Source organism: Paucibacter soli, assembly GCF_037482845.1.
Taxonomy (GTDB): Bacteria; Pseudomonadota; Gammaproteobacteria; order Burkholderiales; family Burkholderiaceae_C; genus Paucibacter_B; species Paucibacter_B soli.
Map to the genome: position 1 here is coordinate 839,515 of NZ_JBBHJW010000001.1, position 26,107 is coordinate 865,621.

A 26,107-nucleotide genomic window follows, 5' to 3' on the forward strand; every position below is an offset into this window, starting at 1 on the left:
CTCCCAGTTGAAGCTCAGAGTCGCGCCAAGCGCTCGGCGATCAGCGCATAGAACCCATCGGCGTCCAGATCCTTGATCACCAGCGCGTTCTTGCGCCGGCCGCTCACGCCCCACCAATCGACCACGCTCATGCCCATGGTCAGCGGGCTTTGCGTCTCGATCTCGACATTGCATTCGCGCCCCTGGAACAGCGCCGGCCGCAGCAGCCAGGCGATCACGCAGGGGTCGTGCAGCGGGCCGCCCTCGGTGCCGTATTTCTGCTCGTCGAAGCGTTCGGAAAATTCCAGCCACTGCGCCGTGACCTCGGCCAGGTGCGTGCCGATGCCGCGTATCGCCGCCACCCGCGCGCGCGTGGTCAGGGCGCGGTGGGTGCAGTCCAGCGGCAACATCGTGATGGGCACGCCGGCGCCGAACACCAGGGCCGCGGCCTCGGGGTCCACAAAGAAGTTGAACTCGGCCGCGGGCGTGATGTTGCCGCCCTCGAAGAAGCCACCGCCCATCATGACGATGCGGCGGATGCGCGCGGCGATGCGCGGCTCGCGCTGCAGGGCCAGGGCGATATTGGTGAGCGGGCCCAGCGGGCACAGCGTGACCGTGCCGGCGGGCCGGCTCAGCAGGGTCTCGACGATGAAGTCCACCGCATGGCCGGGCTGCAGCGCCATGCTCGGCGCGGGCAGCACCGGGCCGTCCAGCCCGGTCTTGCCATGCACATGCTCGGCCGTCACCAGCGGGCGGGCCAGCGGCCGGTCAGCGCCGGCAAACACCTTGACCTCGCGGCGCCCCGCCAGCTCGCACACGATGCGGGCATTGCGGCTGGTGAAGGCCAGCGGCACATTGCCGGCCACGGTGGTGATGCCCAGCAGCTCGAGCTCGGGGCTGGCCAGCGCGAGCAGGATGGCGACGGCGTCGTCCTGGCCCGGGTCGGTGTCGATGATGATGGCCTGGCTCATGCTGTGATGTCCTCCTGCGGTTCGTGCAGCGATGCCACATCCTGGTCGATGGCGCCGAACAGGCTCAGGCCGTCGCGGCCCTTGACCTCGATGCGCAGGCTGTCGCCAAACTTCATGAACTCGGTCTTCGCCTCGCCCGACTCGGCAAGCTCGAGCGCACGCTTCTCGGCGATGCTGGCGTAGCCCCTGCCCGCCTCGCGATTGCTGACCGTGCCCGAGCCGATGATGCTGCCGGCCTGCACCTTGCGGGTCTTGGCCAGCTGGGCGATCAGCTCACCGAAGTGGGCGCCCATCTCCGGGCCGGCCTCGCACAGCCCGACCTTGCGGCCGTTCCACATCACCTGCAGGCCCAGGTGCAGGCGGCCGCGCTGCCAGGCCTCGCCCGCCTCGTCCAGCGTCACCGCCACCGGCGCGAAGGCGGCGCTGGGCTGCAGATGGCCCGACGGCAGGCTGCGCAGCGCCCAGTCGTTGCACAGCATCAGCAGGCGCACCGACTCCAGCGCGGCCTCGGCCGTGCTACCCATGGCCACATCGCCGGTAAGCACAGCCAGGCCGGCGCCGAAGTCGATGCCCAGGGACTCGGAGGCAAAACGCGCCGCCTCGCAAGGGCCCAGCAGCCCATCGCTGGCCGCCTGGCTGAGCGCCGTGGCGCTGCCCTGGCGCGCATAGGCCGCCCCCTGCAGATAGGCATAGGCACGCGGCAGCGGCGCCATGCATTGCTTGGGATCGAAGCTGAAGGCGTGGCGCGCCTTGCCATGGTTGAGCGTCTGCGAAAGCTCCTGCAACTGCGGAGCGATGAAGTTCCAGTCGTCCAGCACCTGCTGGAGCCGGGTGGCGATGCCGGTGGCATAGTGCGCCTGGGCGAGATCGCGCGACACCACGACCAGTTGGCCGTCGCGCGATCCGTCTCGATAGGTGGCGAGTTTCATGGGCGGTCCCGAATCCGATTCGCCGCATTGTCAGTCCAAGCCAGAACATGCTCAGGGAAGTCAAGGACAAGTCTGCCCGGCACTCCATCGCCGTGGCCCTGCTGTGCGCGCTGGCCCTGCACGCCGGCCTGTGGCGGCTGCTGCAGCCGGCGCTGCCCGCCTGGCAGGCCGGCGGCGCACGCCTGGCCATGCAGACCCGCGCGCTGCCGGCCGTAGCGCCGCCTACGCCGGTGGCAGCGCCGCGCGAGGCCGTCACGGCAGCCAGGCCCAGCGCCACGGCGGCAGCGCCCGGTGCAGCGCCGATACCGTCACCCGCGGCGACCGAACCCCTGCCAGCAGCGCTAGCGCTGCCGCTGCAGGGGACGGGCCGCCTCAGCTATCGCTACACCCAGGGGCAGGCCGAGGGCCAGGCCTTGCTGAGCTGGGAGCTGGGCGAGCAGGCCTACCAGCTGCGGCTGGAGCGCGAGCTGGCGGGCCGCGCCCTGCCGGCCTGGCGCAGCGAGGGCCGGCTCGACGCGCAGCAGGGCCTGGCGCCGGCGCGCTTTGCGGTACAGCGCGGCGGGCGCGATCGCCAGGCCATCAACTTCCGCCGCGAGCAGGGCTTGATCAGCTTCTCGGCCAGCGCCGAGCTGCAGGCCCTGCCCGAGGGCGTGCAGGACCGCCTGTCCTGGTGGCTGCAACTGCCGGCCCTGCTGGCGGCGCAGCCCACGCGCCTGGTGGCGGGGCAGGAGCTGCGCTTGCCGGTGGCCGCGCTGCGCGGCACGGCGCTGGACTGGGTATTCCGCGTCGAGGGCCGCGAGGAGGATGGGCTCTGGCACCTGAGCCGCCAGGCGCTGGGACCTTACGACGCCAGGCTCGACATCTGGCTGGACCCGCAGCGCCGCTACCTGCCGGTGCGGGTGCGCCAGAGCGTGGGCGAGGAGGAGCGCTGGGAGATGCGCTTGGAAGGGCAGCTGGACAGCCAAGCCGCCGAGCCCGCAGCGTCGGACGATAGCCCGAATCCCTGAGCACCGGCGCGCGAGCGTGATCTTGTGACGCTCCCACCACAAATCTCCTGGCACCAAGCCTCAAGAAGCCCGGCTTTCTGCCACTATTTGTGCGTGGCCGAAGCCATCGGGGCAGCGGGATCTCTTGAAACCGCTGCGACTGGCCACAGTTGCGGGACACAGGAGTACCTCATGCACATGCTCTACAACTCCCCCAGTTTCATCGTGGTCCAGTTCGAGGTCCCGGTGGAAGCCTTGCGCTCCGATGGCGCGGGCGACAACGAGCACCCGCCGCTGCTGCGCGGCGGCTACGAGATCGTCGACAAGTTCACCCGCAAGGAAATCTTCATCGAGGGCGCGCTGGCCCAGCAGTTCCAGGAGGGCGTGGAAGCGCTGATCGAGCAGGATCCCAGCGAAGAGGACCTCGACGATTTCATCGAGCGTTATGCCAATTTCGGCCATCAACCGGTCGTGATGCATTGAACAGCTTGGCCGGCAAAAGGCGGGAGAAAGCCGCGCACAGCCACTTGTACTGAAGCCCCCGCTGCGCCAAGATGGGGCGGCCGCCCGGAATCAGCCGGGTTGGCCGCACCCTTGCGAGGAGCTGCCCATGGTCAAGCGTCTGGCGGACACGCATGTACTGGCATCGCCCGGGCTCAAAGAGGCCCCGGTGCTCGACCGCATGTGCTCGCACTTCGTGCTGACGCTCACCGTCAAGCATGCCGGCCGCTTCAATCTGCGCCGCGACTTCAACGGCCTGCTCTCCTTCACCGGCCGCCACCTGGTGTGGCCGCTGCGCGTGCTGACGCGCTTGCGCGAATACCTGGCCCAGCGCTGCCGCAACAACGAACTCTGGAACGGCCACGAGGGCCTGAGCGACGAGCAGTTTCTGGAACGCCATGGCGTGTGGAACGGCCCCTTCGCCGAGGCCACGCTGTTCTTCTATCTGGACGAGTACATCAAGGACGCGCCCAAGGACATGCTGGCCCTCTTGGCCACCACCTGCGAGGTGCTGGACCGCCAGCTCAAGCGCGAATCCACCCTGGTGGAGAAGAACATCGCCGCGCTGGGCAATCTGCTGCAGCTGAATCCGGCCGAGCGCGCCATCCTGCTCTACGGCACGCTGGCGCGCTACCAGCGCGAGCTGCGCGGTGCGCTGGTCGAGTTCAAGGTCAATACCGCGCAGGAGGCCTTTGCGGCGATTGCCGCGGTGGCGGGCGTGAACGAGCAGGAGGTGGCCGAGGCCCTGCGCGCCGGCTCGCGCCTGGAACGCATAGGCATGGTGGAGAACCTGATCTCCGAACACAACATCACCGACCTGGCCGACCTCATGAAGGTCAGCGACCAGCTGCCGCCGGTGCTGATGCGCGAGTACCAGGGGCCGCAGGACCTGATGGCGGTGTTCACCCGCCCCGCCACGGTCAGCGAACTGCAGCCGGCCGACTTCGGCTTCATCAGCGAGGAGCTGCGCCTGCTGGGCTGCCTGCTGCGCAATGCGGTGGCGCGCCACCAGCCGGGCGTCAACGTGCTGCTCTACGGCCCGCCCGGCACCGGCAAGACCGAACTCGCCAAGGTAGCGGCCGAGGCCGCCGGCCTGAATCTCTACGAGGTCGAATATGCCGATCGCGATGGCAACTCGCTGTCCGGCCGCGACCGCTACCGCTCGCTGCAGATCAGCCAGGTGTTCCTGAAGGCAAGCGCCAATGTCGCGCTGCTGTTCGACGAGGTGGAGGATGTGTTCCCGCCGCTGTCCAGCGACACCTCGCACCTGATCGCGCGCCTCGATGCCACGCTGGATGCGCCCAGCTCGGGCTCGGTGAGCGGCAAGGCCTGGGTGAACCAGATCCTCGAGACGAATCCGGTGCCGGTGATCTGGGTCACGAATCGCATCGAGCAGATCGACCCAGCGTTCCGGCGTCGCTTCCAGTACCACCTCGAGCTCAAGTCGCCGCCGCCGGGCGCGCGCCTGGGCCTGGTGCAGAAGGCGCTGGGGCCGGTGCAGGTGAGCGCCGAGTTCGCCGCCCGGCTGGCCGAGCGCCGCGGCCTCACGCCGGCGCAGATACGCACCGCGGTGCGCTTTGCCGAGCTGGCCGGCGCCGCGCATGAGGCCGAGGCGCTGATCGAACGCCAGCTACAGGGTGCCGACAAGGCCCTGGGCAGCAAGCCGCAGGACCATGGCCTGCGCCCGGTGGTGACGCAGTACGCACTGGACCTGCTGAACTGCGAATCGCGCTACGAGCTGCCGCGCATCGTCGCGGCCCTGGCCAGGCGCGGCACCGGCAACCTCTGCTTCTACGGCCCGCCCGGCACCGGCAAGACCGCCCTGGCCGAGCACATCGCCCAGCGCCTGCAGCGGCCCCTGATGGTGCGCCTGGCCAGCGATCTGGCCAGCAAGTTCGTCGGCGAGACCGAGCAGAACATGGCGCGCATGTTCGAGAGCGCCGGCCAGGAGGGCGCGGTGCTGCTGCTCGACGAGGCCGACAGCTTTTTGCGCAGCCGCCGCATGGCCGAGCGCAACTACGAGGTCAGCGAGGTCAACGAGATGCTGGCCGGCATGGAGCGCTTTGCCGGCATCTTCATCTGCACCACCAATCTGTTCGAGGACCTCGACGACGCGGCGCTGCGCCGCTTTGCCTTCAAGATCCGCTTCAAGCCGCTCACGCTGGCGCAGCGCCTGCGCATGTTCGAGCGCGAGGCCCTGCCGGAGGCGCAGGCGCCGAACGGCGAACAGCAGGAGCGCCTGGCCGCGCTGGACTCGCTCACGCCCGGCGACTTCGCCGCGGTGCGCCAGCAGATCGCGATCCTGGGTGAGGCGCTGGAGCCCGACGAATTCCTCTGCCAGCTGGAGGCCGAACACCGGCTCAAGCCCGAGGTGCGCTCGCGTCGCGGCATCGGGTTCAAGCTGCACTGATGCGCGGCGCCGCCCGTTTCCTATTCATCTTCTTCTTGCTGAGCCTGTGCAGCCGGCTCGCCAATGCCGACTGCCCGCCCCTGCCGCAGGCCAGCGCCACGCCCGCCCAGCTCGCCGCTGCTGCGCCCGACCGCGGCATGCTGTGGCGCCTCACGCGCGACGGTCGCAGCGCCTATCTGTTCGCCAGCCTGCATGTCGGCAGGCCCGAATGGGCCTACCCCGGGCCGCTGCTGCGCGAGGCGCTGGCGCACAGCGAGCTGATCGCGCTGGAGCTAGACCTTGCTGACCCCCAGACGCAGCGTCTGCTGGCGCGCGGCCCGCGCCATGCCGAGGCGCTCAGGCTGGATGCCGCCACCCAGGCGCGCCTGCAGGCACAGGCGCGCGCCACCTGCCTGCCCGAGCAGGCACTTGCCGCCCTGCACCCGCTGCTGCAGCTGGCCACCCTCAGCCTACTGGCCGGACGCTGGGAGGGGCTGGACGCCGCCTATGGCCAGGAGCTGATGCTGGGCCGCTGGGCCACCGAGCAGGGCCGCCCCATCGCGGCGCTGGAAAACGCCGATGAGCAGCTGCGTGCCCTGGTGCCACGCCGCGCCGCGCCGGCGTTGCGCGCGCTGCGCCAGGGCCTGGCGCAACTTGAGGACGGCAGCCTGCGCCCGGTGCTGCGCCGCCTTGCCGCGGCCTGGGAGCGCGGCGACCTGGCCGAGCTGGCCGACTACGCCCGCTGGTGCGACTGCGCGGCCGACGCCGCCGACCGCGCCGAACTCAAGCGCCTCAACGACGATCGCAACCCCATGCTGGCCGCGCGCATCGCCGCCCTGCACGCGCGGGGTCAGATCTTGCTGGCGGCCGTCGGCGCCCTGCACATGACGGGCCCGCAGGCCCTGCCGCGCCTGCTTGAGGGGCAGGGATTTGTGGTGCAGGCACTGCATCCCCTGCCCGCTGGCGGCGGCCAAGGGCTACCATCGCCGAGATAGTGCTCTACCCAACACGGAGACAACATGGCCGACAACAGCTTCACCAAATTCGTTCCCGGTTTCGAGTTCCTGCAAGGGCTGGTGAAGAACGCCGGCGCGGCGCTGCCCGGCATCGGGCAATGGGTGGCGCCCACCATCAATCCCGAGGAGCTGAGCAAGCGCATCGAGGAGCTGCGCACGGTGCAGTTCTGGCTGGAGCAGAACGCACGCATGCTGGGCGCCACCATCCAGGCCCTGGAGGTGCAGCGCATGACGCTCTCGACCCTCAAGTCCATGAACGTGCCGATCAACGAGCTGAGCGCCGCGCTCAAGGTGCCCACGCCGGATTTGAGCAACTGGCCCGGCGTGCCGCCCGGCGTGGCCAAGGCCGCCAAGAAGGCCGCCGCCAAGGCGGCACCCAAGGCCGAGGCCGCGGCCGGCAAGGATGAGGCCGCCAAGCCGGCCGCGCCGGTGGTCGACCCGATGCAATGGTGGGGCGCCTTGAGCCAGCAGTTCACCCAGCTGGCCGCCAATGCCATGAAGGACAGCGCCACCGACGCCGCCAAGAATCTGGCCGGCGCCATCGTCAAGCAAAGCTTCGACGCCGCCGGCGAGACCCTCAAGAAGGCCGCCTCCGTGCCCGGTGCGGTGGTGGGTAGCATGGCCAACACCATGGCGGACACGGTTGGCAAGACGCTGGCCACCAAGCCCGCGGCCAAGCGCAGCAGCAGCGGTGCGCGCGCGGCGCCGGCGCGCAAGCGCAAGACCTGACCCTCGCGGCGACCATGCCTGCCTTCGCGCATGCCCATGCGACCCACCCCGACGCCCATCTGGCGCTGGCGCTGGCCGCGGCGCAGCTGGAGGCCCAGTGCAGCCAGCAGGGCAGCAGCAGCGGCCTGCGCCCCACGCTGGGCTGGATCTACCTGACCGAGGCCTTCGCGCCCAAGGCGCCCGCCTTGCTGGCCGAGCTGCAGCAGCGCTGGCCCGGGGTGGCCTGGGTGGGCGCCAGCGGCGTGGGCGTGTGCGCGACCGGGGTCGAGTATTTCGACGAGCCGGCGCTGGCCCTGATGCTGGCCGAGCTGCCACGCGAGCAGTTCCGCGTTTTTTCGGGCACGCGTCCGCTGGGCGCCTGGCGCGCCGAATGCGCCCAGGTCCATGCCGATGGCAGCAGCACCGAGCTGCAGGAGTTGATCGCCGAGCTGGCCGGCCTGACGCAGGCGGGCTATCTGTTCGGTGGCCTTGCCTCGGGCCGGCGCCAGGCCCTGCAGATCGCTGACGGCATCTGGCAGGGCGGCTTGTCCGGCGTGGCCTTCACGGCCGCGCTGGGCATGGTCTCGCGCGTCAGCCAGGGCTGCCAGGCGCTGGGCCCGGAACGCCGCATCACGGCCTGCGATGGCAATCTGGTCACCGCACTCGACGGCCGGCCGGCGCTGGACTGCCTGCTGCAGGACCTCAGCCTGCCGGCCCTGACCGCGGCAAGCGATATGCGCGAGGCCCTGCCGCGCCTGCGGCGCACCCTGGTGGGCCTGCGTCAGGGTGGCAGCCAGGGCCATGGCGGGCGCGCCTATGGGCCCGAGGTGCAGGTGCGGCACCTGATCGGCATCGACCCGGCGCAACGCGCCGTGGCGGTGGCCGAGCGCCTGCAGCAGGGTCAGGTCTTGAGCTTCTGCGAACGCCACGCCGAGGCCGCGCGCCGCGACCTGATGCGCATCTGCACCGAGATCCGCGACGAGTGCGAGAGCCTGGCCGCCGCGCGGCCGGGTGCGGGCCAGATCGCGGGTGCCGTCTACATCAGCTGCGCCGGCCGCGGCGGCCCGCATTTCGGCGCGCCCTCGGCCGAGCTGCAATGGCTGCGCCATGCCCTGGGCGATGTGCCCCTGGTGGGATTCTTCGCCGGCGGCGAGATCGCGCACGACAAGCTCTATGGCTATACCGGCGTGCTGACGGTGTTCCTGCAGCCGTCGTCATGAGCTCGCCGCGCATTCCGCCCATCCACTGCCTGCAGGCCTTCGAGGCGCTGGCGCGGCTGCGCAGCGTGAGCCTGGCGGCCGAGGAGCTGAGCGTCACGCCCAGCGCCATCAGCCACCGCATCCGCCAGCTCGAATCGCAGCTGGGCCTGAAGCTGTTCACGCGCGACTTCGCCCTCAGCGAGGACGGCAAGGCCTATCTCGCGCCGGTGCGCCAGGGCCTGAAGTCGCTGCAGCAGGTGCCCGGCCACGCGGCGCAAAAGCCCAGCGGCGTGCGCCTGCGCCTGGCCGTCACGCCCACCTTCTCGCGCCAGATCCTGCTGCCCAGGCTGGCGCTGTTCCGCCACGCCTACCCCGAGGTGGAGCTGAGCATGCAGGTCTCGATCCCGCTGCTGGACGTGAAGGGCGAGGACGCCGACCTGGAGATCCGCTACGGCATGGGCCCCTACCCGGGGCTGGAAGCGGTGCGCGTGCTCAGCGACGAAGTCACGCCGGTGTGCAGCCCCGAGTACCTGCACGAGTTCGGGCCCTTCGAAGGCTTCGAGAGCGCCGCCGAAGTGGGGCGAGCACGCCTGATACGCAGCCCCCTGGACCCCTGGAGCAGCTGGTTTGCCGCGCATGACATCCAGCTCGACGAGCCGCGCGCCGGTGCCCAGTTCAACGACGTCGGCCTGGTGCTGGACGCCGCCGCGGCCGGCTTTGGCGTGGCCCTGATGCGCATGAAGCTGGGCACCATGTGGTTGGACAGCGGCCGGCTGATACGCCTGTCCAGCCATACCGTGGCCTCGCCCTACCACCACTTCCTGTGCTGGAAGCCGGGCGCGATGGAGCGCTGGGAATGCGCCGCCTTTGCCGACTGGCTCAGGCGCGCGCTCGCCTAAACAAGCCAGCTGAACCAGGCCTGACAGCGGCCCTCATGGTTGACCCTGTGTCGGCCCGGCGTTTGAAATTTGCTCAAACGGCGGCGCGCCAGCTTTCACGCACGGCGGGCGGCCTGCGCCCCACCATCCGTCCCACTCTCAAAAAAGACGGAGACGCCCATGATCTGGCAACAGGTATACAACCCCTTCGACAACATGCTCCTGAGCACGCTGATGGCCGCCGTTCCGGTGGTGGTGATGCTGCTGGGTCTGGGCGTGTTCCACCTCAAGGCACATATCGCTGCCGCAGCGGGCCTGGCCAGCGCGCTGGCGATCGCGGTGCTGGCCTTCGGCATGCCCGCCGGCATGGCCGGCCGCGCCGCCATCCTGGGCGGCCTCACCGGCCTGTTGCCGATCGGCTGGATCGTGCTCAACATCATCTTTCTGCACCAGCTCACCGAGCAGAACGGCAGCTTCAAGGTGCTGCAGGATTCGATCGCCGGCATCACCCAGGACCGGCGCCTGCAGCTGCTCCTGATCGCCTTTGCCTTCGGTGCCTTCTTCGAGGGCGCGGCCGGCTTCGGCACGCCGGTGGCGGTGACCGCGGCGATCCTGATCGGCCTGGGCTTCTCGCCGCTGGCGGCCTCGGGGCTTTCGCTCATCGCCAACACCGCGCCGGTGGCCTATGGCGCGCTGGGCACGCCGGTGATCACCCTGGCCAAGGTGCATGGCTATGACCTGATGGCGGTCTCGGGCATGATTGGCCGGCAGCTGCCCTTCTTCTCGCTGCTGGTGCCCTTCTGGCTGATCTGGGCCTTCGCCGGCCGCAAGGCCATGTGGGAAATCTGGCCCGCCATCCTGGTGACCGGCCTGTCCTTCGCGATTCCGCAATACCTGGTGTCCAACTTCATCGGCCCCGAGCTGGTGGACGTGATCGCGGCGATGTGCTCGATGGCGGCGCTGGTGGGCTTTCTGCGCGTCTGGCAGCCCAAGCGCATCTGGACCTCGGTGTCGCTGAAGGGGCATGCGCTGGACGGTGGCGAGGCCAAGCCGCCGCAGGCCCCGGCCGTGCATGCGCGCGCTGCCGTGGTGAAGGCCTGGACCCCCTGGGTCATCCTCACCGCCTTCGTGTTCGCCTGGGGCCTGCCGGTCACCAAGACGGCGCTGAACGGCATCTTTGCCCCCAAGTTCGCGATCGAGGGCCTGCACAAGCTGGTGTTGAAGGTCGCCCCCGTGGTGCCCACCCCGCATGCCGAGGCGGCAGAATACACCTTCAATCTGCTCTCCGCCACCGGCAGCGGCATCCTCTTGGCCGCCATCATCGGCGGCCTGGTGATGGGCTATGGCCTGCCGGCGCTGCTGCGCCAGTTCGGCAAGACGGTCTGGCTGGTGCGCTACTCGCTGCTCACCATCGTGCTGATGCTGGCCCTGGGCACGCTGACGCGCTACTCGGGCCTCGACACCACGCTGGGCCTGGCCTTCGCCACCACCGGCGTGTTCTACCCCTTCTTCGGCACCCTGATGGGCTGGATGGGCGTGGCGCTGACCGGCTCGGACACGGCGTCCAACGTCTTGTTCGGCGGCATGCAGAAGGTGGCGGCCGAGCAGCTCGGGCTCAACCCCAACCTCATGGGCGCGGCCAACAGCTCGGGCGGCGTGATGGGCAAGATGATCGACGCCCAGTCCATCGTGGTGGCCTCCACCGCCACACGCTGGTTCAACCACGAGGGTGACATCCTGCGCTATGTGTTCTTCCACTCGATCGCGCTGGCCTGCCTGGTGGGCCTGTTCGTGACCCTGCAGGCCTATGTGCCGCCCTTCACCTTGCTGGTGCACTGAGCGGCGCTACAGTCGGAGCCCATGTCGCCTCACCCCACCACCCAAGCCGAGCTGGTGGCAGCGCTGCGGCCGCTGCTGCCCGCCCATGCCCTGCTGTGGACGCCCGAGGACACCACGCCCTATGAGTGCGATGGCCTGACCGCCTACCGCCAGCGCCCGCTGGCGGTGGCCCTGCCCGAAACTGAAAGCCAGGTGGCCGCGCTGCTGCAGGCCTGCCACCGGCTCAAGGTGCCGGTGGTGGCGCGCGGCGCGGGCACCGGGCTGTCGGGCGGCGCGCTGCCCCATGGGCAAGGCCTGACCCTGGCGCTGGCCAGGTTCAATCGCATCCTTGGCATCGACGTGCCGGCGCGCACGGCGCGCGTGCAATGCGGGGTGCGCAATCTGGCGATCTCGGAGGCGGCGGCGCCGCATGGCCTCTATTACGCGCCCGATCCCAGCAGCCAGATCGCCTGCACCATAGGCGGCAATGTGGCCGAGAACGCCGGCGGCGTGCACTGCCTCAAGTACGGCCTGACCCTGCACAATGTGTTGCGCGTGCGCGGCTTCACGGTGGAGGGCGAGGCTGTCGAGTTCGGCGCCGAGGCGCTCGATGCGCCGGGCCTGGACCTCTTGCCCCTGGTGGTGGGCAGCGAGGGCATGCTGGCGGTGATCACCGAGGTGAGCGTCAAGCTCACCCCCAAGCCGCAGCTGGCGCGCTGCATCATGGCCAGCTTCGACGACCTGCGCAAGGCCGGCGACGCGGTGGCCGCCATCATCGCCGCGGGCATCATCCCGGCCGGGCTGGAGATGATGGACAAGCCCATGACCGCTGCGGTGGAAGATTATGTGCACGCCGGCTACGACCTCACGGCCGAGGCCATCCTGCTGTGCGAGAGCGACGGCACGCCCGAGGAGGTGGCCGAGGAAATCGGCCGCATGCAGGACGTGCTGCTGCAAAGCGGTGCCACCCAGGTGGCGGTGAGCGCCGACGAGACGCAGCGCCTGCGCTTCTGGAGCGGGCGCAAGAACGCCTTCCCGGCCTCGGGCCGCATCAGCCCCGACTACATGTGCATGGACTCGACCATCCCGCGCCGCCGCCTGGCCGACATGCTGCTGGCGATCCAGCAGATGGAAAAGAAGTACGGCCTGCGCTGCGCCAATGTCTTCCATGCCGGCGACGGCAATCTGCATCCGCTCATCCTCTTCGATGCCAAGGACCCCGACCAGCTGCAGCGCTGCGAGGCCTTTGGCGCCGAGATCATGGAGACCAGCGTCGCGATGGGCGGCACCGTCACCGGTGAGCATGGCGTGGGCATCGAAAAGCTGAACTCCATGTGCGTGCAGTTCTCGCCCGAGGAGCTGGCGCAGATGGCCGCCATCAAGCGCGCCTTCGACCCGGCCGAGCTGCTCAACCCGGGCAAGGTCATCCCGACGCTGAACCGCTGCGCCGAATACGGCCGCATGCATGTGAAACGCGGCCTCCTGGCCTTCCCCGAGCTGGAGCGCTTCTGATGCAACTATCCGATCTGCGGGAACGCGTGCGCGCGGCGGCGGCCGGCCGGACCCCGCTGAACATCCATGGCCAGGGCAGCAAGGCCTTCTACGGCCAACACCCGCAGGGTGAGCTGCTGGACATGCGCGGCTTCACGGGCATCAGCAGCTACGAACCCAGCGAACTGGTGGTCACGGTCAAGGCCGGCACGCCGATTGCCGAGCTGGAGGCCTTGCTGGCCTCTCAGAACCAGCAGCTCGGCTTCGAGCCGCCGCGCTTTGGCGGCGCCGGCACGGTGGGCGGCATGGTGGCCGCGGGCCTCTCGGGCCCGGCACGCGCCGCACAGGGCAGCCTGCGCGACCACCTGCTGGGCGTGGTCATGCTGAACGGCCAAGGCGAGCCGCTGAACTTCGGCGGCACGGTGATGAAGAACGTGGCCGGCTACGACGTCGCGCGCCTGCTGGCCGGCTCGATGGGCGTGCTGGGGTTGATCCTGGAGGTCTCGCTGAAGGTGCTGCCGCGGCCGGTGGCGCTGGCGACGCTGCGCTTCGACCTCAGGCAAGACCTGGCCCTGCAGCAGCTGAATCGCTGGGGCGGCCTGCCCCTGCCCATCCAGGCCAGCGCCTGGTGGGATGGTGCGCTGGTGCTGCGCCTGGCCGGCGCCGAGGCGGCGGTGCGCGCGGCGCAGGCGCAACTCGGCGGCGAGGTCATTCCCGAGACCATGGCGGCCGCCTTCTGGCAGGGCCTGCGCGACCACAGCGACGAGTTCTTCCAGGGCGCAGAGCGCGCCGTGCAGGGCGGCGCCAGGCTCTGGCGGCTGTCACTGCCCAGCACCGCGCCGGAACTCAAGCTGCCGGGCGAACAGCTGATCGAATGGGGCGGTGCGCAGCGCTGGGTCACCACGCCGCTGCCGGCCGCGCAGCTGCGCGAGGCGGTGGCGGCGGTGGGCGGCCATGCCACGCTGTTCCGCGCGCTGGACAAGTCGGCGGGCGTGTTCACGCCGCTCTCGGCGCCGCTGCTGCGCATCCATCGCGAGCTGAAGAAGTCCTTCGACCCGCAGGGCATCTTCAATCCAGGCCGGCTCTACCAAGACCTCTGATGCAAACCCAACTCGCCCCCGAATTCCAAGGCACGCCCGCCGGCGCGGATGCCGAGGCCATCCTGCGCCGCTGCGTGCATTGCGGCTTCTGCACCGCCACCTGCCCCACCTACCAATTGCTGGGCGACGAGCTGGACGGCCCGCGCGGCCGCATCTACCTGATCAAGCAGGTGCTGGAGGGTGCCACGCCGACGCGCAGCACCCAGTTGCACCTGGACCGTTGCCTGACCTGCCGCAACTGCGAGAGCACCTGCCCCTCGGGCGTGCAATACGGCCAGTTGCTGGAGATCGGCCGCGCCGTGGTGGAGGCCAAGGTGGAACGCCCCAACGCCGAACGCGCGCTGCGCTGGGCCCTCAGGGAGGGCCTGACCTCGGCCGCCTTCGGGCCGGCGATGAAGCTGGGCCAGTGGCTGCGCCCGCTGGTGCCCAAGCTCCTGCAGGACAAGCTGCCCGGCCCGCAACCGGCCCATGCGCATGACTGGCCGACGCGCACGCATGCACGCAAGGTGCTGATGCTGCTGGGCTGTGTGCAGCCGGCCATGATGCCGAACATCAACAGCGCCACCGCGCGCGTGCTGGACGCGGCCGGCGTGCAGACCCTGGTGGCCGACGGCGCGGGTTGCTGCGGCGCGATCCGCAGCCATCTGGGCGACCACGCGGGCGGCCTGGCCGATATGCGCCGCAATATCGACGCCTGGTGGCCCTTGGTCGAGGGGCTCACCGCCGCCGGCCGCGTCGAGGCCCTGATCATGAACGCCTCGGGCTGCGGCGTGACGGTGAAGGACTATGGCCATGCGCTGGCCCGCGACCCCGCCTATGCCGAGAAGGCCAGGCGCATCAGCGCACTGTGCGTGGACCTGAGCGAATTCCTACCCGGTTTGTTGCCTGCCCTCAAGAGCAAGCTGGGCCAACTCAAGGTCAGCAAGGAAGGCGCCAAGCTCGCCTACCACCCGCCCTGCACGCTGCAGCATGGCCAGCAGCTGCGTGGCGGCGTCGAGGGCCTGATGCGCGAGCTGGGCTACACGATCGAGCTGGCCCCCTGCGACAGCCACCTCTGCTGCGGCTCGGCCGGCACCTATTCGGTGTTGCAGCCCGAGCTTTCCAAGCAGTTGCGCGACCGCAAGCTCGAGGCCCTGGCACCGCTGCAGGCCGAGGCCATCGTCTCGGCCAATATCGGTTGCATCCAGCACCTGCAGTCGGGTAGCCGCACGCCGGTGCGGCATTGGATCGAGGTGCTGGACGCCGACCTGCGTCGCTGAGCCGCCGCCCGCATCGCTGGGCGATACTGCGGCGCGTCCAACAGCTCCGCGGCAAGACCCATGACCCGACCCCCGCACCGCCCCCTGGCCCGACCGGGCCTGTCCAGCATGCTGGCGCTGGCCCTGCTGAGTGCCTGCGCGCAAGCCCCGCAAGCGCCCGCCCCGCTTGCGCCCAAGCTGCTGGTCTTCATGGTGGTGGACGGCCTGCCGATGCGCCAGGTGCTGGGCTACCGCGACCAGCTCCAGCCCGACGGCTTCCGGCGCTTCCTCGACCAGGGTGCCTGGTTCGCCAACGCGCATTACGGCCATGCCCATACGGTCACGGCCGCGGGCCACGCGACCATGCTGACCGGCGCCTACCCGCAGCGCAGCGGCATCATCAGCAATGAATGGGTGGACCCCAAGACGCGCGGTCAGGTCTACAACACCATGGACGCCGACTACCAGTACATCGGCCACCGCACCGCGCCGCTGGCCGGCACCAGCCCACGCATGCTGCTGGCCGAAACGGTGGGCGATGTGTTGCGCGGCGCCGAGCCGGTCGCCAAGGTGATCGGCATCTCGGGCAAGGACCGTGGCGCCATCCTGCCGGCCGGCCACAAGGGAACGGCCTATATGTATATGAGCGAGAGCGGCCAGTTCGCCTCCAGCACCTACTACATGCAGAGCCACCCGGCCTGGGTGCAGCGCTTCAACGCCGCCAAGCCGGCCGATGCCTTCTTCGGCAAGAGCTGGTCGCCGCTGCTGGCCGAGTCGGCCTACGCCCGCTCGGTGCCCGACGGCCAGCCCTGGCAGAGCAATGCCGGCAATGGCAACAAGCTGCCCGCGCTGCTGGGCGCCGGCATGGACGGCCCCGGCCCGCTGTTCTACGCCAACATCCTGCCCTCGCCCTATGGCGACGAGCTGACCCTGGCCTTTGCGCGCGCCGCCATCGAGGGCGAGGCGCTGGGCGCGGACGACAAGCCCGACATCCTCAGCGTCAGCCTCTCCAGCCACGACTATGTGAACCATGCCTTCGGCCCCGAGTCGCGGCTCTCGCACGACCATGTGCTGCAGCTGGATCGCCATCTGCAGGCCTTCTTCCACTACCTGGACGCCCGACTGGGCCGTGGCAACTACATGGCCATGCTGACCGCCGACCATGGTTTTGCCGACACGCCCGAATGGGCCGCGGCGCAGGGCCGCGACGCCGTCCGCCTGCCCGGCACGCAGCTGCTGGCTTTTGCCAACGCCGGCCTCGGCAAGACCTTTGGCGAAGGCCCATGGGTGACCCAGCTCTCGGCCATGGGCCTGCTGTTCGACGAGGCGCTGATCGCGGCGCGCGGGCTGAAGGCGGCCGATGTCTATGCCGAGGCCAAGCGCGTGATGCTGCAGATGCCCGACGTGGCCGCGGTCTACACGCCCGAGGAGCTGGCCGGCAAGGCGCCCGGCACGCCGCTGCTGGAGCAGATGCGCAAGTCCTGGCACCCCGAGCGCGCCGCACCGGTGCAAGTCATCATGAAGGAGGGCCGGCTGTTCGGCAGCCGCCCGGTGGGCAGCTCGCATGGCACGCCCTGGGCCTACGACACCCATGTGCCCATCCTCGCCTGGGGCCCGGCCTGGGTGGGCCGCGGCGAGGTGGCGCAGCGCGTCGAGGTGGCCGACATCGCGCCCACGCTGGCGGGCATCCTGGGCCTGCGCGTGCCGGCCCAGGCGCAGGGCAAGCCACTGCCGCTGCCCTTGCAGCGATGATCGGAGCGCCCTTGCTGTTCCGCTGGTTCGAACGCCTCGTCCATCCCTTCCCCGAGGCCGCGCCCGCGCAGCCGCCGGCCGGCTTCTTCCGCTTCGTCTGGGCCGGCACGCAGGGCATGCGGGCGGTGATCCTGGGCGTGACCCTGCTCACCGCCGGCATCGGTGCCTTCGAGGCCCTGCTGTTCGCGATGCTGGGTTCGGTGGTGGACTTCCTCAGCCAGGTGCCGGCCGAGCGGCTGTGGGCCGAGCACAAGGACCGGCTCGCCCTGCTGGCCGCCATCCTGCTCGCCAGCCCCTTGCTGATCGCCTTGCAGGCGATGTGCAAGTACCAGGGCCTGTCGAGCAATTTCCCGATGCGGCTGCGCTGGCTGTTCCACCGCCATCTGCTCGGCCAGAGCATGAGCTTTTTTGCCGACGAGTTCGCGGGGCGGGTCTCGGCCAAGCTGATGCAGACCGCGCTGGCGGTGCGCGAATGCGTGCTCATCGTCACCGACATCCTGGTCTTCATCACCATCTACTTCCTCACCATGCTGGGCGTGGTGGGCGGCTTTGATGCGCGCCTGCTGCTGCCCTTCCTGGCCTGGCTGGCCTGCTATGTGCTGGCGCTGTGCTTCTTCGTGCCGCGCCTGGGCAAGGCGGCCGCGGCCCAGGCCGATGCGCGCAGCCTGATGACCGGCCGCATCACCGACGCCTACACCAATATCTCCACCGTCAAGCTGTTCTCGCACAGCCAGCGCGAGGCGCTGTTCGCGCGCGGCGCGATGCAGGAGTTCCTCGGCACGGCCTATCGCCAGATGCGCCTGATCAGCGGCTTCGAGGTCATCAACCATGCGCTCTCGATGGGACTGATCGCCAGCACCGCCGGCGCCACGCTGTGGCTGTGGTCGCGCGGCGAGGTGGGTGTCGGCGCGGTGGCCGCCGCCACCGCGATGGCGCTGCGCCTGAACGGCATCTCGCACTGGATCATGTGGGAGATGGCCAGCCTGTTCGAGAACATCGGCACGGTGCAGGACGGCATCACGACGCTCGCGCGCGGCGTCGCGATCCAGGATGCGCCGGGTGCTCAGGCCCTGCAGGTGAGCCGCGGCGAGATCTGCTTCGAGGGCGTGGGCTTCTCCTACGGCGGCAAGAAGCAGGTGCTGAAGGATTTGCAGCTGCTCATCAAGCCGGGCGAGAAGATCGGCCTGGTGGGTCGCTCGGGGGCCGGCAAGTCGACGCTGGTGAATCTGCTCCTGCGCTTCTACGACATCGAGCAGGGCCGCGTGCTGATCGACGGACAGGACATCGCCCGGGTCACGCAGGACAGCCTGCGCGCCCAGGTGGGCATGGTGACGCAGGACACCTCGCTCTTGCACCGCTCGGTGCGCGACAACCTGCTCTACGGCCGCCCCGACGCCAGCGATGCGCAGATGATCGCCGCCGCCGAGCGCGCCGAGGCGCATGAATTCATCCTCGCGCTGAGCGACCCCAAGGGCCGCAGCGGCTACGACGCGCATGTGGGCGAGCGCGGCGTCAAGCTCAGCGGCGGCCAACGCCAGCGCGTGGCGATCGCGCGCGTGATGCTCAAGGACGCGCCCATCCTGCTGCTCGACGAGGCCACCAGCGCGCTCGACTCCGAGGTCGAGGCCGCCATCCAGCGCAGCCTCTACCGCCTGATGGAGGGCAAGACCGTGGTGGCGATCGCGCATCGGCTCTCCACCATCGCGGCAATGGACCGCCTGGTGGTGATGGACCAGGGCGAGATCGTCGAGCAGGGCAGCCACGCCGAGCTGCTGGCCCAGGGCGGGCTGTATGCGCGGCTCTGGGCGCACCAGAGCGGCGGCTTCCTCGGCGAGGAGGCCTGATCAGCGGCCGCTGATCTCGCCCGAGCCGCTGATCTTCTGCGTCAGCTTGGGGCGGCCAGCATAGCTCAGATCGCCGCTGCCGCTCAGGCTCGCATCCAGCTGCTCCAGCACGCCCAGGCTGAGATCGCCACTGCCGGACAGCTGGGCCTTGGCGGCACGGCCGCTCAGGCTGGCGGCGCTGACATCACCGCTGCCGCTGAGGTTCCAGTTCTGCTGCTCGGCACGGCCGGCGATATGCACATCGCCCGAACCGCTGATGCTGGCGCTGAGCTCGCGCACGTCCAGCAGGCCGATGCTCAGGTCGCCCGAGCCGCTGATGTTGACGGCGAACTGCTCGGCCTTGAGCTGGTCAATGTCCACATCGCCCGAACCCTTGATCTGCACCGCGTTCAGCTTGCGGAAGCCCAGCATCAGGCGCGGCGGCTTGCGCGTGGTGAAGCCGGCGCCGGCCTTCAGCGCGATCACCAGCGCATCGCCGTCCAGGCGGGACTCGATCAGCGGCTCGATATTGTCCTCGGCGCTGATGATCAGGGTCTCGCTCGCGCCCTGATTCAGCTGCACGTCCAGCGGCCCCTCGATGCGCAGCTTGCTGAAGCTGCCGACCTCGCGCTTCTTCTCCACCAGATTGCCCGAGCCCTTGATGCGCCCGGCGTTCGGCCCGTACTGATGGGTGGAACCCAGGGTGATGGCCAGATGCTTGGCCTCCTGCTTGATGCGCAGGGTCCAGTCGGCCTCGCCGGCCGTGGCGGCCAGCGAGCAGGCCAGCAGGCCCAGCCCCATCACGCATGACTTGTTGATTTGCATTGCCTTGCTCCAGCTACTTGCCAAGGCCCGCACTGTGCCCGAGCGCCCTGCGCCGGCCACCCGGCTTGCGACGATCTGCATGCTGGCTGCCACAGGCTGCAGGCATGACATACGATCACGCCATTCATGCGGGGAGCAGCAGCGATGAAGTGGGAAGGCCAGCGCGAAAGCGACAACGTCGAGGACATGCGTGAGCAGCGCAGCGCTGGCGGCCCGATGCTGGGCGGTCGCGGGCTGGGCCTGGGCGGCATCGTCATCGCCCTGCTGGCCTCCTGGGCCTTGGGCATCAACCCGATGACGGTGCTGGGGCTGCTGGATGGCGGTCAGGGGCTGCCGCAGAGTCCGGGCGCGCAGGCCGGCAAGCCCGGCCCCAAACCGCAGGACCAGGGCGCACGCTTCGTCGCCACCGTGTTGGCCGACACCGAAGACGTCTGGGGCGGCTACTTCGGCAGCAAGCAGCAACGCTACGAGGCACCCAAGCTGGTACTGTTCAAGGAGCACTTGCCCACCGGTTGCGGCACGGGCGAGGCGGCCATGGGCCCCTTCTACTGTCCGGCAGACCGCAAGGTCTATATCGACCTGAACTTCTATGCCACGCTGCGCGACCGCCTGGGCGCACCCGGCGACTTTGCCCAGGCCTATGTGATCGCGCATGAGGTGGGCCACCACCTGCAGAACCTGATGGGCACGACCGACAAGCTTGAGCAGGCGCGCGCCCGGGTGTCGCAAACCGTCTACAACGCCTTGAGTGTGAAGCTGGAACTGCAGGCCGACTGCTATGCGGGCGTCTGGGCCTTCCATTCACAGCGCGGCAAGGACTGGCTGGAGCAGGGCGACATTGCCGAGGCCCTGAACGCCGCCGCCCAGATTGGCGACGACACCCTGCAAAAGCGCGCCCAGGGCCGGGTGGTACCCGAGAGCTTCACCCATGGCAGTAGCGCGCAGCGCGTGAACTGGTTCAGGCGCGGGCTGGAACATGGCGAGATCGGCGACTGCGACACCTTCAGGGTCAAGCAGATCTGAAAAATCAGGGTTAACCCTTGCATTGGCGCGCAATGCGTCGCCCATGCGGGGGGCAGCATGGCCGCCTCACCACCCGTTCAAGGGGGCCGCTCGACTACCTCGGTGCCGCTTTGTGTGAAACACTGCCATGAAGAAAAGGAAGTGTCCCGCTAGCATCGCCTTACTAGCGAGCCCTCCAATACGGGACTCTGAAAGCCAATCATGGACAAGCAAGACCACCGTCAAGAGCCCACCGGGGCAGCCGCCGCACCAGTAGCCGATGCCGCCTCGAACAGCAAGGCGGCGTCGCGGCGACGCCTGCTCAAGGGCGGTCTGAGCGCGGCGCCGGTGGTGCTGAGCCTGAGTAGCCGGCCGGTGATGGCCGGCGGCTTGCCGGGGCTGTGCGTCACGCCCTCCGGCTTCGCGTCCATCAACGTCAGCAATCACACCCATACGTCCGGCACCTGCTCGGGCCGCACGCCCGGCTACTGGAAGAACGCCCCGACCACGAACAGCCCGAACCAGCCGAGCTGGCCCTACCCGCCGTCGTCGCTGTTCAAGGCCTATTTCAGCCCCTCGCTCGCCTATGGCGACCTGACCCTGCTGCAGGCCCTGGAGTGCGGCGGCAATGCAAATGGTGAAGTGGCCCTGGTACGCCACATCACGGCTGCCTTGCTGAACGCCGCCGCAGGCCTGACCCCGGCCAATGTGCTGGACGTCGGGCGCGTCAAGGCGATCTGGCAGGAGTTTGCGATGCGCGCGCCCGGCGGCTACTACGAGCCCATCGCCGGCACGAAGTGGTACGCTGACGCCATCGTGACCTACCTGAAGTCCACCCAGCCCATGTAAGTGCGCCCCGCGGCGCCGGCGCGAGGCGGCTGCCGTGGGCACGCACACAGGGAGTTTTCTGACATCGTGTGGCAATCTACTGGCCGGGGCGCCATCAAGTTCCGCCGCTGGCCGGCGCAATGGGCGGTGTTCAATCCCGTCACCGGCAACACCCACTTGCTTGAGGAAGCGGCCGGCATGGTGCTTGAGGCATTGGATCAGAGCGGCCAGCCACTCAGCGCCGAAGCACTCTATGAGCAGCTCTACGAGCAGGACGCCAGCGCCGACCCCCTTGAATTCCAGGCCTTGCTAGGCACCTTGGAATCCTTTGCCCGCTTGGCCCTGATCGAAAGCCCGGCGGCGTGAGGCTCGATGAGTTGTCGCTGCCGGCGCTGAAACGGCAGTTGCGTGGCAGTGGCATCGCGCTGCAGACCGGCCCGGTGCTGACGCGCCTGCGCTCCCCATTCGACCATCTCGCCGACGGCCTCGCCACCCTGTATGGCGAGTACCCCCTGGGCGATCCGGACGGCTTCTGCGACTTCGATTGCGAGATCGGCTCGCCCGGCGGCCTGCGCCGCTGGTTCGCGCCCCAGGCGGTGTTTCGCATCCAGGGCAGCACACCCTTCCTGCCGCTGGCGCGCCACCAGGCCGTGGCGATGATGGAATGGGGCCTGAACTGGTGTGTCTCCTCGCATTGCCACCAGTACCTGATCGTGCATGCGGCGGTAATTGCCCACGGCGAGCGGGCAATGATCCTGCCGGCACCGCCAGGCTCCGGCAAGAGCACCCTGTGCGCTGCTCTGGTGCGCCGCGGCTGGCGCCTGCTCTCCGATGAACTCGCCCTGATCGACATGAGCAGCGGCGAATTGGTCGCCCTGCCCAGGCCGGTGAGCCTGAAGAACCAATCCATCGCTGTCATCCAGGCCTTCGCCCCCGAGGCCGTGTTCGGCCCGGTGACCCACGACACCGCCAAGGGTACGGTGGCGCATATGCGCGCGCCCAGCGATAGCGTGGCACGCGCGCATGAGCGGGCACGCCTGAGTTGGCTGGTGTTTCCCAAATACCAGGCGCAGAGCGCGGTACAGATAGAGCCGCTGTCCAATGGTGCCGCCTTCATGGCCCTGGCCCAGAATTCCTTCAACTACCATGTCCATGGCTCGCGGGGCTTCGACATGCTGACCGGCCTGGTCGAGCGCGCGCAATGCCTGCGCTTCCAGTACAGCAGTCTCGACGCGGCCGTCGACTATTTCGCCGGCCTGGCCGCATCGTCATGAGCCGCAGCGCTGATCTCGTCGGCCCGGCCATCGGCAAGGGGCAGCTCCCGGCCGCTGAGCAGCCAGCGCAATGGGAGTTGCTGCTGCATCAGGCGCGCAGCGCACGCCTGCAGGCGCGCCTGGCCCAGCAATTCCGCGACAGCGGCCAACAGGATCGGGTGCCCGCGCAGGTGCTGAGGCATTTCGAAGCGGCCCTGACCCTGGCCGAATCACAGCGCCGGGCCCTGCAATGGGAAGTGCACGAAATCCAGCGTGCACTCAGGCCACTGCCTGGCCCGGTGGTGCTGCTGAAGGGCGCCGCCTATGTGATGGCCGGACTGCAGGCCGCGCGCGGGCGCATATTCTCGGACGTCGACGTGCTGGTGCCGCGCGCCAGCTTGAACGACGCGGAAGCCGCCTTGATGCTGGCCGGTTGGCATAGCACCCACCACGACGCCTACGACCAGCGCTATTACCGCCAGTGGATGCACGAGATTCCGCCGATGCTGCACAACACGCGCGCCACGGTGATCGATCTGCACCACAACATCCTGCCGCTGACCAGCCGCATCGCCGTGGACGCCGGCGCGTTGCTGGCCCAGGTCGTGCCGATCGAAGGCTGGCCGGGCATCTACCGACTTGGCGACGCCGACATGGTGCTGCACAGCGCCTGCCACCTGTTCCTGGACGGCGAGTTCGACAAGGGCTTGCGCGACCTGTGCGACATCGACGCGCTGTTGCGTGAATTCGGCGCCCGGCCGGAGTTCTGGCAACAGTTGCCGGCCCGGGCCGAGGCGCTGGGTCTGTCGCGCATGCTGTTCCACGCCCTGCGCCAATCGATGCGCGTGTTCGGCACTCCCGTACCCGCGGCTTGCCTGGCTGCGGTGTCCGGCGCGGCGCCCGCCGCGCCGCTGCTGCGTCTCATGGACGCCGTGTTGGCGCGTGCACTGCGCCCCGAGCATGCGAGTTGCAGCGACGCCGGTAGCCGCATGGCCCGCCAATTCCTGTACCTGCGCGCCCATTGGATGCGCATGCCGCTGGGCCTGCTGCTGCTGCACCTGGGTCGCAAGGCGCTGCGCGGCCCCGAGGCCGCCGCGGCGGGCTGAGCGCCGCGGCCCTCGTTTATGCTTCCCCCCATGAACCGACCCAAGCCCTTCTCGATGATCCGCGAGTTCCACCTCGCCGACTGGTTCACCCTGGCGAATGCCTTCTGCGGCATGGGCGCGCTGTTCGCGGTGATGAGCTATCTGCAGACGCAGCAGCTGCTGCACCTGCACTACGCCTGCGCGCTGATCCCGGCCGCGCTGGTGTTCGACGTGCTGGACGGCCGCATCGCACGCTGGCGCCAGCAGAGTTCGGTGCTGGGGCGCGAACTCGATTCGCTGGCGGATGTGATCTCCTTCGGCGTCGCGCCCGCCGCCATCGCCTATGGCTTCGGCATGCAGGGCCTGTGGGACCGCATCATCCTGGTGTTCTTCGTCGCCTGCGGCGTCTCGCGCCTGGCGCGCTTCAACGTCACCGCCGAGGCGCTCTCCGACGCCGGCGGCAAGGTCAGGTATTTCGAGGGCACGCCCATCCCCACCTCGCTGCTGTTGGTGCTGGTGCTGTGGTTCGCCGCCGCGCAGGGCGCGGTGGGCAGCAGCGAGCTCTGGGGCGGCAAGCTGCTGATCGGCGGCTTCACCCTGCACCCGCTGGTGCTGATGTTCGCCGCCTCGGGCTCGCTGATGGTGAGCCGGCTGCGCATCCCCAAGCTCTGATCGATCGATCAGCGACCCCAGTTGAAGCGCTTGCCGTGCAACGGCGAGCGCTTGAAATGCCATTCGGTGCGACTGCCTTCCGCCACGCTGGCCTGCGGCTTGGCAAGACCTGGCACCGGGCAACGGCCGCTGCTGCGATGCGCCAGCGCAGCAGCCAGCATGGCCTCCTCGGGGGCGCCCAGCTCCTTGCTGAAGTCGTCCGCCACCGCGCAGCCCGGCACGCCGCTGGCGCCGCTGCCGGCCGGCACGAAGCCGTCGGCATAGTCGCCGAAGCCCTTGGCATTCACGCCGGCGAACTCGATCGGGAAGTAGGAAATGCCGCAGTTGTCCTTGGGCGTGAAGCCATAGGGCTTGCCGCAGGTGCGTCCGCCAATCAGCACCACCTCCACATCCACGCCGCGCAGGCCGTTGATGATGGCCTCGCTGGCCGAGCAGGTGCCCGACTGCGCCAGCACATAGACGCGCTTGAGCCCCAGCGTAGGCAAGGGCTTTTCTTCGCTGCAACCCTGTGCGTCGAGTAGGCAGGAGGTGTCATAGAAGGGTGTGTGAGCGTGCGCGCTATTGCTCTCGGCCTGGCGGCGCGCATTGAAGCTGAGCTTCTCGAACAGCTTGCCACGCGTGGCCTCGGGCCCGGCAATCATGTAGGCCAGCTCGCTGGCGATGAAGAGCAGGCCGCCACCGTTGTAGCGCAGGTCCAGCACCAGGTCCTGCACGCCGGCCTCGCGGAAGCCCCGCATGGCGGCGATCAGCGGCGCCTCGGACTTGGCGATGTGCTCGGTGAACAGCAGATGGCCGACCTTGCGGCCGTCGCTGCCGGTCAGCACCTGCTGCAGCGGCACCGGCTGCTTGTTGGCCAGTTCGCTGCTGAGCCTGAGGTTCAGCATGCGCGCATCCGCGCCGTTGCGCTTGAGGGTGAACTCATGCGCCTGACCGGCGCCGTCGGGAAACAGCGCCGCATTGAGCTTGTCCACGCCCAGGGCGTCGCCGGTATCGCTGGCCATGCCGTCGGCCGCCACCAGCTCATCGCCGCGCCTGAGACCGGCCCGCGCCGCCACGCTGCCGGCCTGCACATAGGCGATGCGCACGCCGCGCGGTGGCGTCGGCGAGGCCATCGTCCATTCGATGCCGTAGCCGGCCTCTATGCCCGCGGTCATGCCGGCCTCCCACTCCGCCGTGGGGAAGAGGAAGCTGAAACGGTCGCGGTAGGCGCCGCTGTCGGTGCGCTGTACCGATCTGAGCGCATAGAAGTAGTTGCTCAGCGCACCGTAGACATCGCTGCCAGCGAAGCGCTGTGCCTCGGCATCCAGGCGCGGCACCTCGTCGGGCCAGAGATAGGCCTCATCGAAATAGGCACGCAGCCACTGCTTCTCGCGCGCCAGGCTGCCCGTCTTCAGGCGCGCCTCGGCAAAGGGGTTGTCGGCTGCGCATTGCTGGGCCAGGCCGGCACTGGGCGGCAGGGCCGCGGCGCTGCTGCCGGGTGGCTCGGCCGGCAGCGCCGGCGCGCTGCTGCTGTCCGTCCCGCCGCCGCCGCAGGCCGCCAGGCTCAGCGTCAGGCAGGCCCATAGATGGCGCCGCAGCGCCGGTGTTTGCTTGATGGTCATCGCCCTTCCTCCCCATGGCCACGGCTCATGACGGCGCGCGGTCCCGCGGCGCACTGTAGCCGC

At 69.3% G+C, this 26,107-nt stretch carries 23 protein-coding genes; 19 read left to right on the forward strand and 4 right to left on the reverse strand.

The genetic code is table 11. The features are described 5' to 3' along the window. Positions 1-14: 14 nt before the first annotated feature. Positions 15-950 (reverse strand): nucleoside hydrolase, encoded by a 936-nt coding sequence (locus WG898_RS03955; protein WP_339601440.1) that lies wholly within the window; start codon positions 948-950, stop codon positions 15-17. Continuing rightward, on the reverse strand, positions 947-1,879 hold the full coding sequence (locus WG898_RS03960) for a fumarylacetoacetate hydrolase family protein (protein WP_339601441.1): 933 nt from the start codon (positions 1,877-1,879) through the stop codon (positions 947-949). The genes WG898_RS03955 and WG898_RS03960 overlap by 4 nt, the downstream gene beginning before the upstream one ends. 47 nt (positions 1,880-1,926) lie before the next feature. Between WG898_RS03960 and WG898_RS03965 the strand changes: the two genes are divergently transcribed. From WG898_RS03965 to WG898_RS04025, 13 genes are all read left to right on the forward strand, one after another. After that, positions 1,927-2,886: a DUF3108 domain-containing protein gene (locus tag WG898_RS03965; protein WP_339601442.1), complete on the forward strand. Its 960-nt coding sequence runs from the start codon at positions 1,927-1,929 to the stop codon at positions 2,884-2,886. Positions 2,887-3,057: 171 nt separating this feature from the next. After that, a complete protein-coding gene (locus WG898_RS03970; protein ID WP_339601443.1) occupies positions 3,058-3,348 on the forward strand; it encodes a BTH_I0359 family protein in 291 nt (96 codons plus the stop codon). Positions 3,349-3,475: 127 nt separating this feature from the next. Next, positions 3,476-5,776, forward strand: coding sequence for an ATP-binding protein (locus WG898_RS03975; RefSeq protein WP_339601444.1), 2,301 nt, complete (start codon positions 3,476-3,478; stop codon positions 5,774-5,776). Continuing rightward, on the forward strand, positions 5,776-6,750 hold the full coding sequence (locus tag WG898_RS03980) for a TraB/GumN family protein (protein ID WP_339601445.1): 975 nt from the start codon (positions 5,776-5,778) through the stop codon (positions 6,748-6,750). Before WG898_RS03975 ends, WG898_RS03980 begins: the two co-directional genes overlap by 1 nt. A 24-nt stretch (positions 6,751-6,774) precedes the next feature. Then, a complete protein-coding gene (locus tag WG898_RS03985; RefSeq protein ID WP_339601446.1) occupies positions 6,775-7,500 on the forward strand; it encodes a PhaM family polyhydroxyalkanoate granule multifunctional regulatory protein in 726 nt (241 codons plus the stop codon). A gap of 14 nt (positions 7,501-7,514) precedes the next feature. Continuing rightward, positions 7,515-8,699, forward strand: a complete 1,185-nt coding sequence (locus WG898_RS03990; RefSeq protein WP_339601447.1) for an FIST signal transduction protein — start codon at positions 7,515-7,517, stop codon at positions 8,697-8,699. After that, entirely contained in the window at positions 8,696-9,577 is an 882-nt protein-coding gene (locus WG898_RS03995) for a LysR substrate-binding domain-containing protein (protein ID WP_339601448.1), read from the forward strand. Before WG898_RS03990 ends, WG898_RS03995 begins: the two co-directional genes overlap by 4 nt. A gap of 159 nt (positions 9,578-9,736) precedes the next feature. Then, positions 9,737-11,395 carry an L-lactate permease gene (locus WG898_RS04000; RefSeq protein ID WP_339601449.1) on the forward strand — a complete coding sequence of 553 codons (1,659 nt, stop codon included), beginning with the start codon at positions 9,737-9,739 and terminating at the stop codon, positions 11,393-11,395. 21 nt (positions 11,396-11,416) lie between these two features. After that, positions 11,417-12,886 (forward strand): FAD-linked oxidase C-terminal domain-containing protein, encoded by a 1,470-nt coding sequence (locus WG898_RS04005; RefSeq protein ID WP_339601450.1) that lies wholly within the window; start codon positions 11,417-11,419, stop codon positions 12,884-12,886. Next, positions 12,886-13,965: a glycolate oxidase subunit GlcE gene (glcE, locus tag WG898_RS04010; protein ID WP_339601451.1), complete on the forward strand. Its 1,080-nt coding sequence runs from the start codon at positions 12,886-12,888 to the stop codon at positions 13,963-13,965. The genes WG898_RS04005 and glcE overlap by 1 nt, the downstream gene beginning before the upstream one ends. Beyond that, positions 13,965-15,224 carry a glycolate oxidase subunit GlcF gene (gene glcF / locus WG898_RS04015; RefSeq protein ID WP_339601452.1) on the forward strand — a complete coding sequence of 420 codons (1,260 nt, stop codon included), beginning with the start codon at positions 13,965-13,967 and terminating at the stop codon, positions 15,222-15,224. Before glcE ends, glcF begins: the two co-directional genes overlap by 1 nt. 60 nt (positions 15,225-15,284) lie before the next feature. Next, positions 15,285-16,955 carry an alkaline phosphatase family protein gene (locus WG898_RS04020; protein ID WP_339601453.1) on the forward strand — a complete coding sequence of 557 codons (1,671 nt, stop codon included), beginning with the start codon at positions 15,285-15,287 and terminating at the stop codon, positions 16,953-16,955. Positions 16,956-16,969: 14 nt separating this feature from the next. After that, positions 16,970-18,799, forward strand: coding sequence for an ABC transporter ATP-binding protein (locus WG898_RS04025; RefSeq protein ID WP_339601616.1), 1,830 nt, complete (start codon positions 16,970-16,972; stop codon positions 18,797-18,799). Here WG898_RS04025 and WG898_RS04030 read toward each other — a convergent pair whose 3' ends face one another. Then, a complete protein-coding gene (locus tag WG898_RS04030; RefSeq protein ID WP_339601454.1) occupies positions 18,800-19,603 on the reverse strand; it encodes a head GIN domain-containing protein in 804 nt (267 codons plus the stop codon). It abuts the gene before it with no gap. A 144-nt stretch (positions 19,604-19,747) separates the two neighbouring features. On the opposite strand from WG898_RS04030, the gene ypfJ reads away from it, so the two are divergent. From ypfJ to pssA, 6 genes are all read left to right on the forward strand, one after another. Further along, positions 19,748-20,626, forward strand: a complete 879-nt coding sequence (ypfJ, locus tag WG898_RS04035) for a KPN_02809 family neutral zinc metallopeptidase (RefSeq protein WP_339601455.1) — start codon at positions 19,748-19,750, stop codon at positions 20,624-20,626. A gap of 201 nt (positions 20,627-20,827) precedes the next feature. Then, entirely contained in the window at positions 20,828-21,454 is a 627-nt protein-coding gene (locus tag WG898_RS04040; RefSeq protein ID WP_339601456.1) for a hypothetical protein, read from the forward strand. 66 nt (positions 21,455-21,520) lie between these two features. After that, positions 21,521-21,799, forward strand: coding sequence for an HPr-rel-A system PqqD family peptide chaperone (locus WG898_RS04045; RefSeq protein WP_339601457.1), 279 nt, complete (start codon positions 21,521-21,523; stop codon positions 21,797-21,799). Then, positions 21,796-22,707 carry an HprK-related kinase A gene (locus WG898_RS04050; protein ID WP_339601458.1) on the forward strand — a complete coding sequence of 304 codons (912 nt, stop codon included), beginning with the start codon at positions 21,796-21,798 and terminating at the stop codon, positions 22,705-22,707. Before WG898_RS04045 ends, WG898_RS04050 begins: the two co-directional genes overlap by 4 nt. Next, a complete protein-coding gene (locus tag WG898_RS04055) occupies positions 22,704-23,792 on the forward strand; it encodes a nucleotidyltransferase domain-containing protein (RefSeq protein ID WP_339601459.1) in 1,089 nt (362 codons plus the stop codon). Before WG898_RS04050 ends, WG898_RS04055 begins: the two co-directional genes overlap by 4 nt. A gap of 30 nt (positions 23,793-23,822) precedes the next feature. After that, positions 23,823-24,443: a CDP-diacylglycerol--serine O-phosphatidyltransferase gene (gene pssA, locus WG898_RS04060; protein WP_339601460.1), complete on the forward strand. Its 621-nt coding sequence runs from the start codon at positions 23,823-23,825 to the stop codon at positions 24,441-24,443. An 8-nt stretch (positions 24,444-24,451) separates the two neighbouring features. On the opposite strand, the gene WG898_RS04065 is transcribed toward pssA, so the two are convergent. Further along, a complete protein-coding gene (locus tag WG898_RS04065) occupies positions 24,452-26,044 on the reverse strand; it encodes a S41 family peptidase (protein ID WP_339601461.1) in 1,593 nt (530 codons plus the stop codon). Positions 26,045-26,107 lie beyond the last annotated feature (63 nt).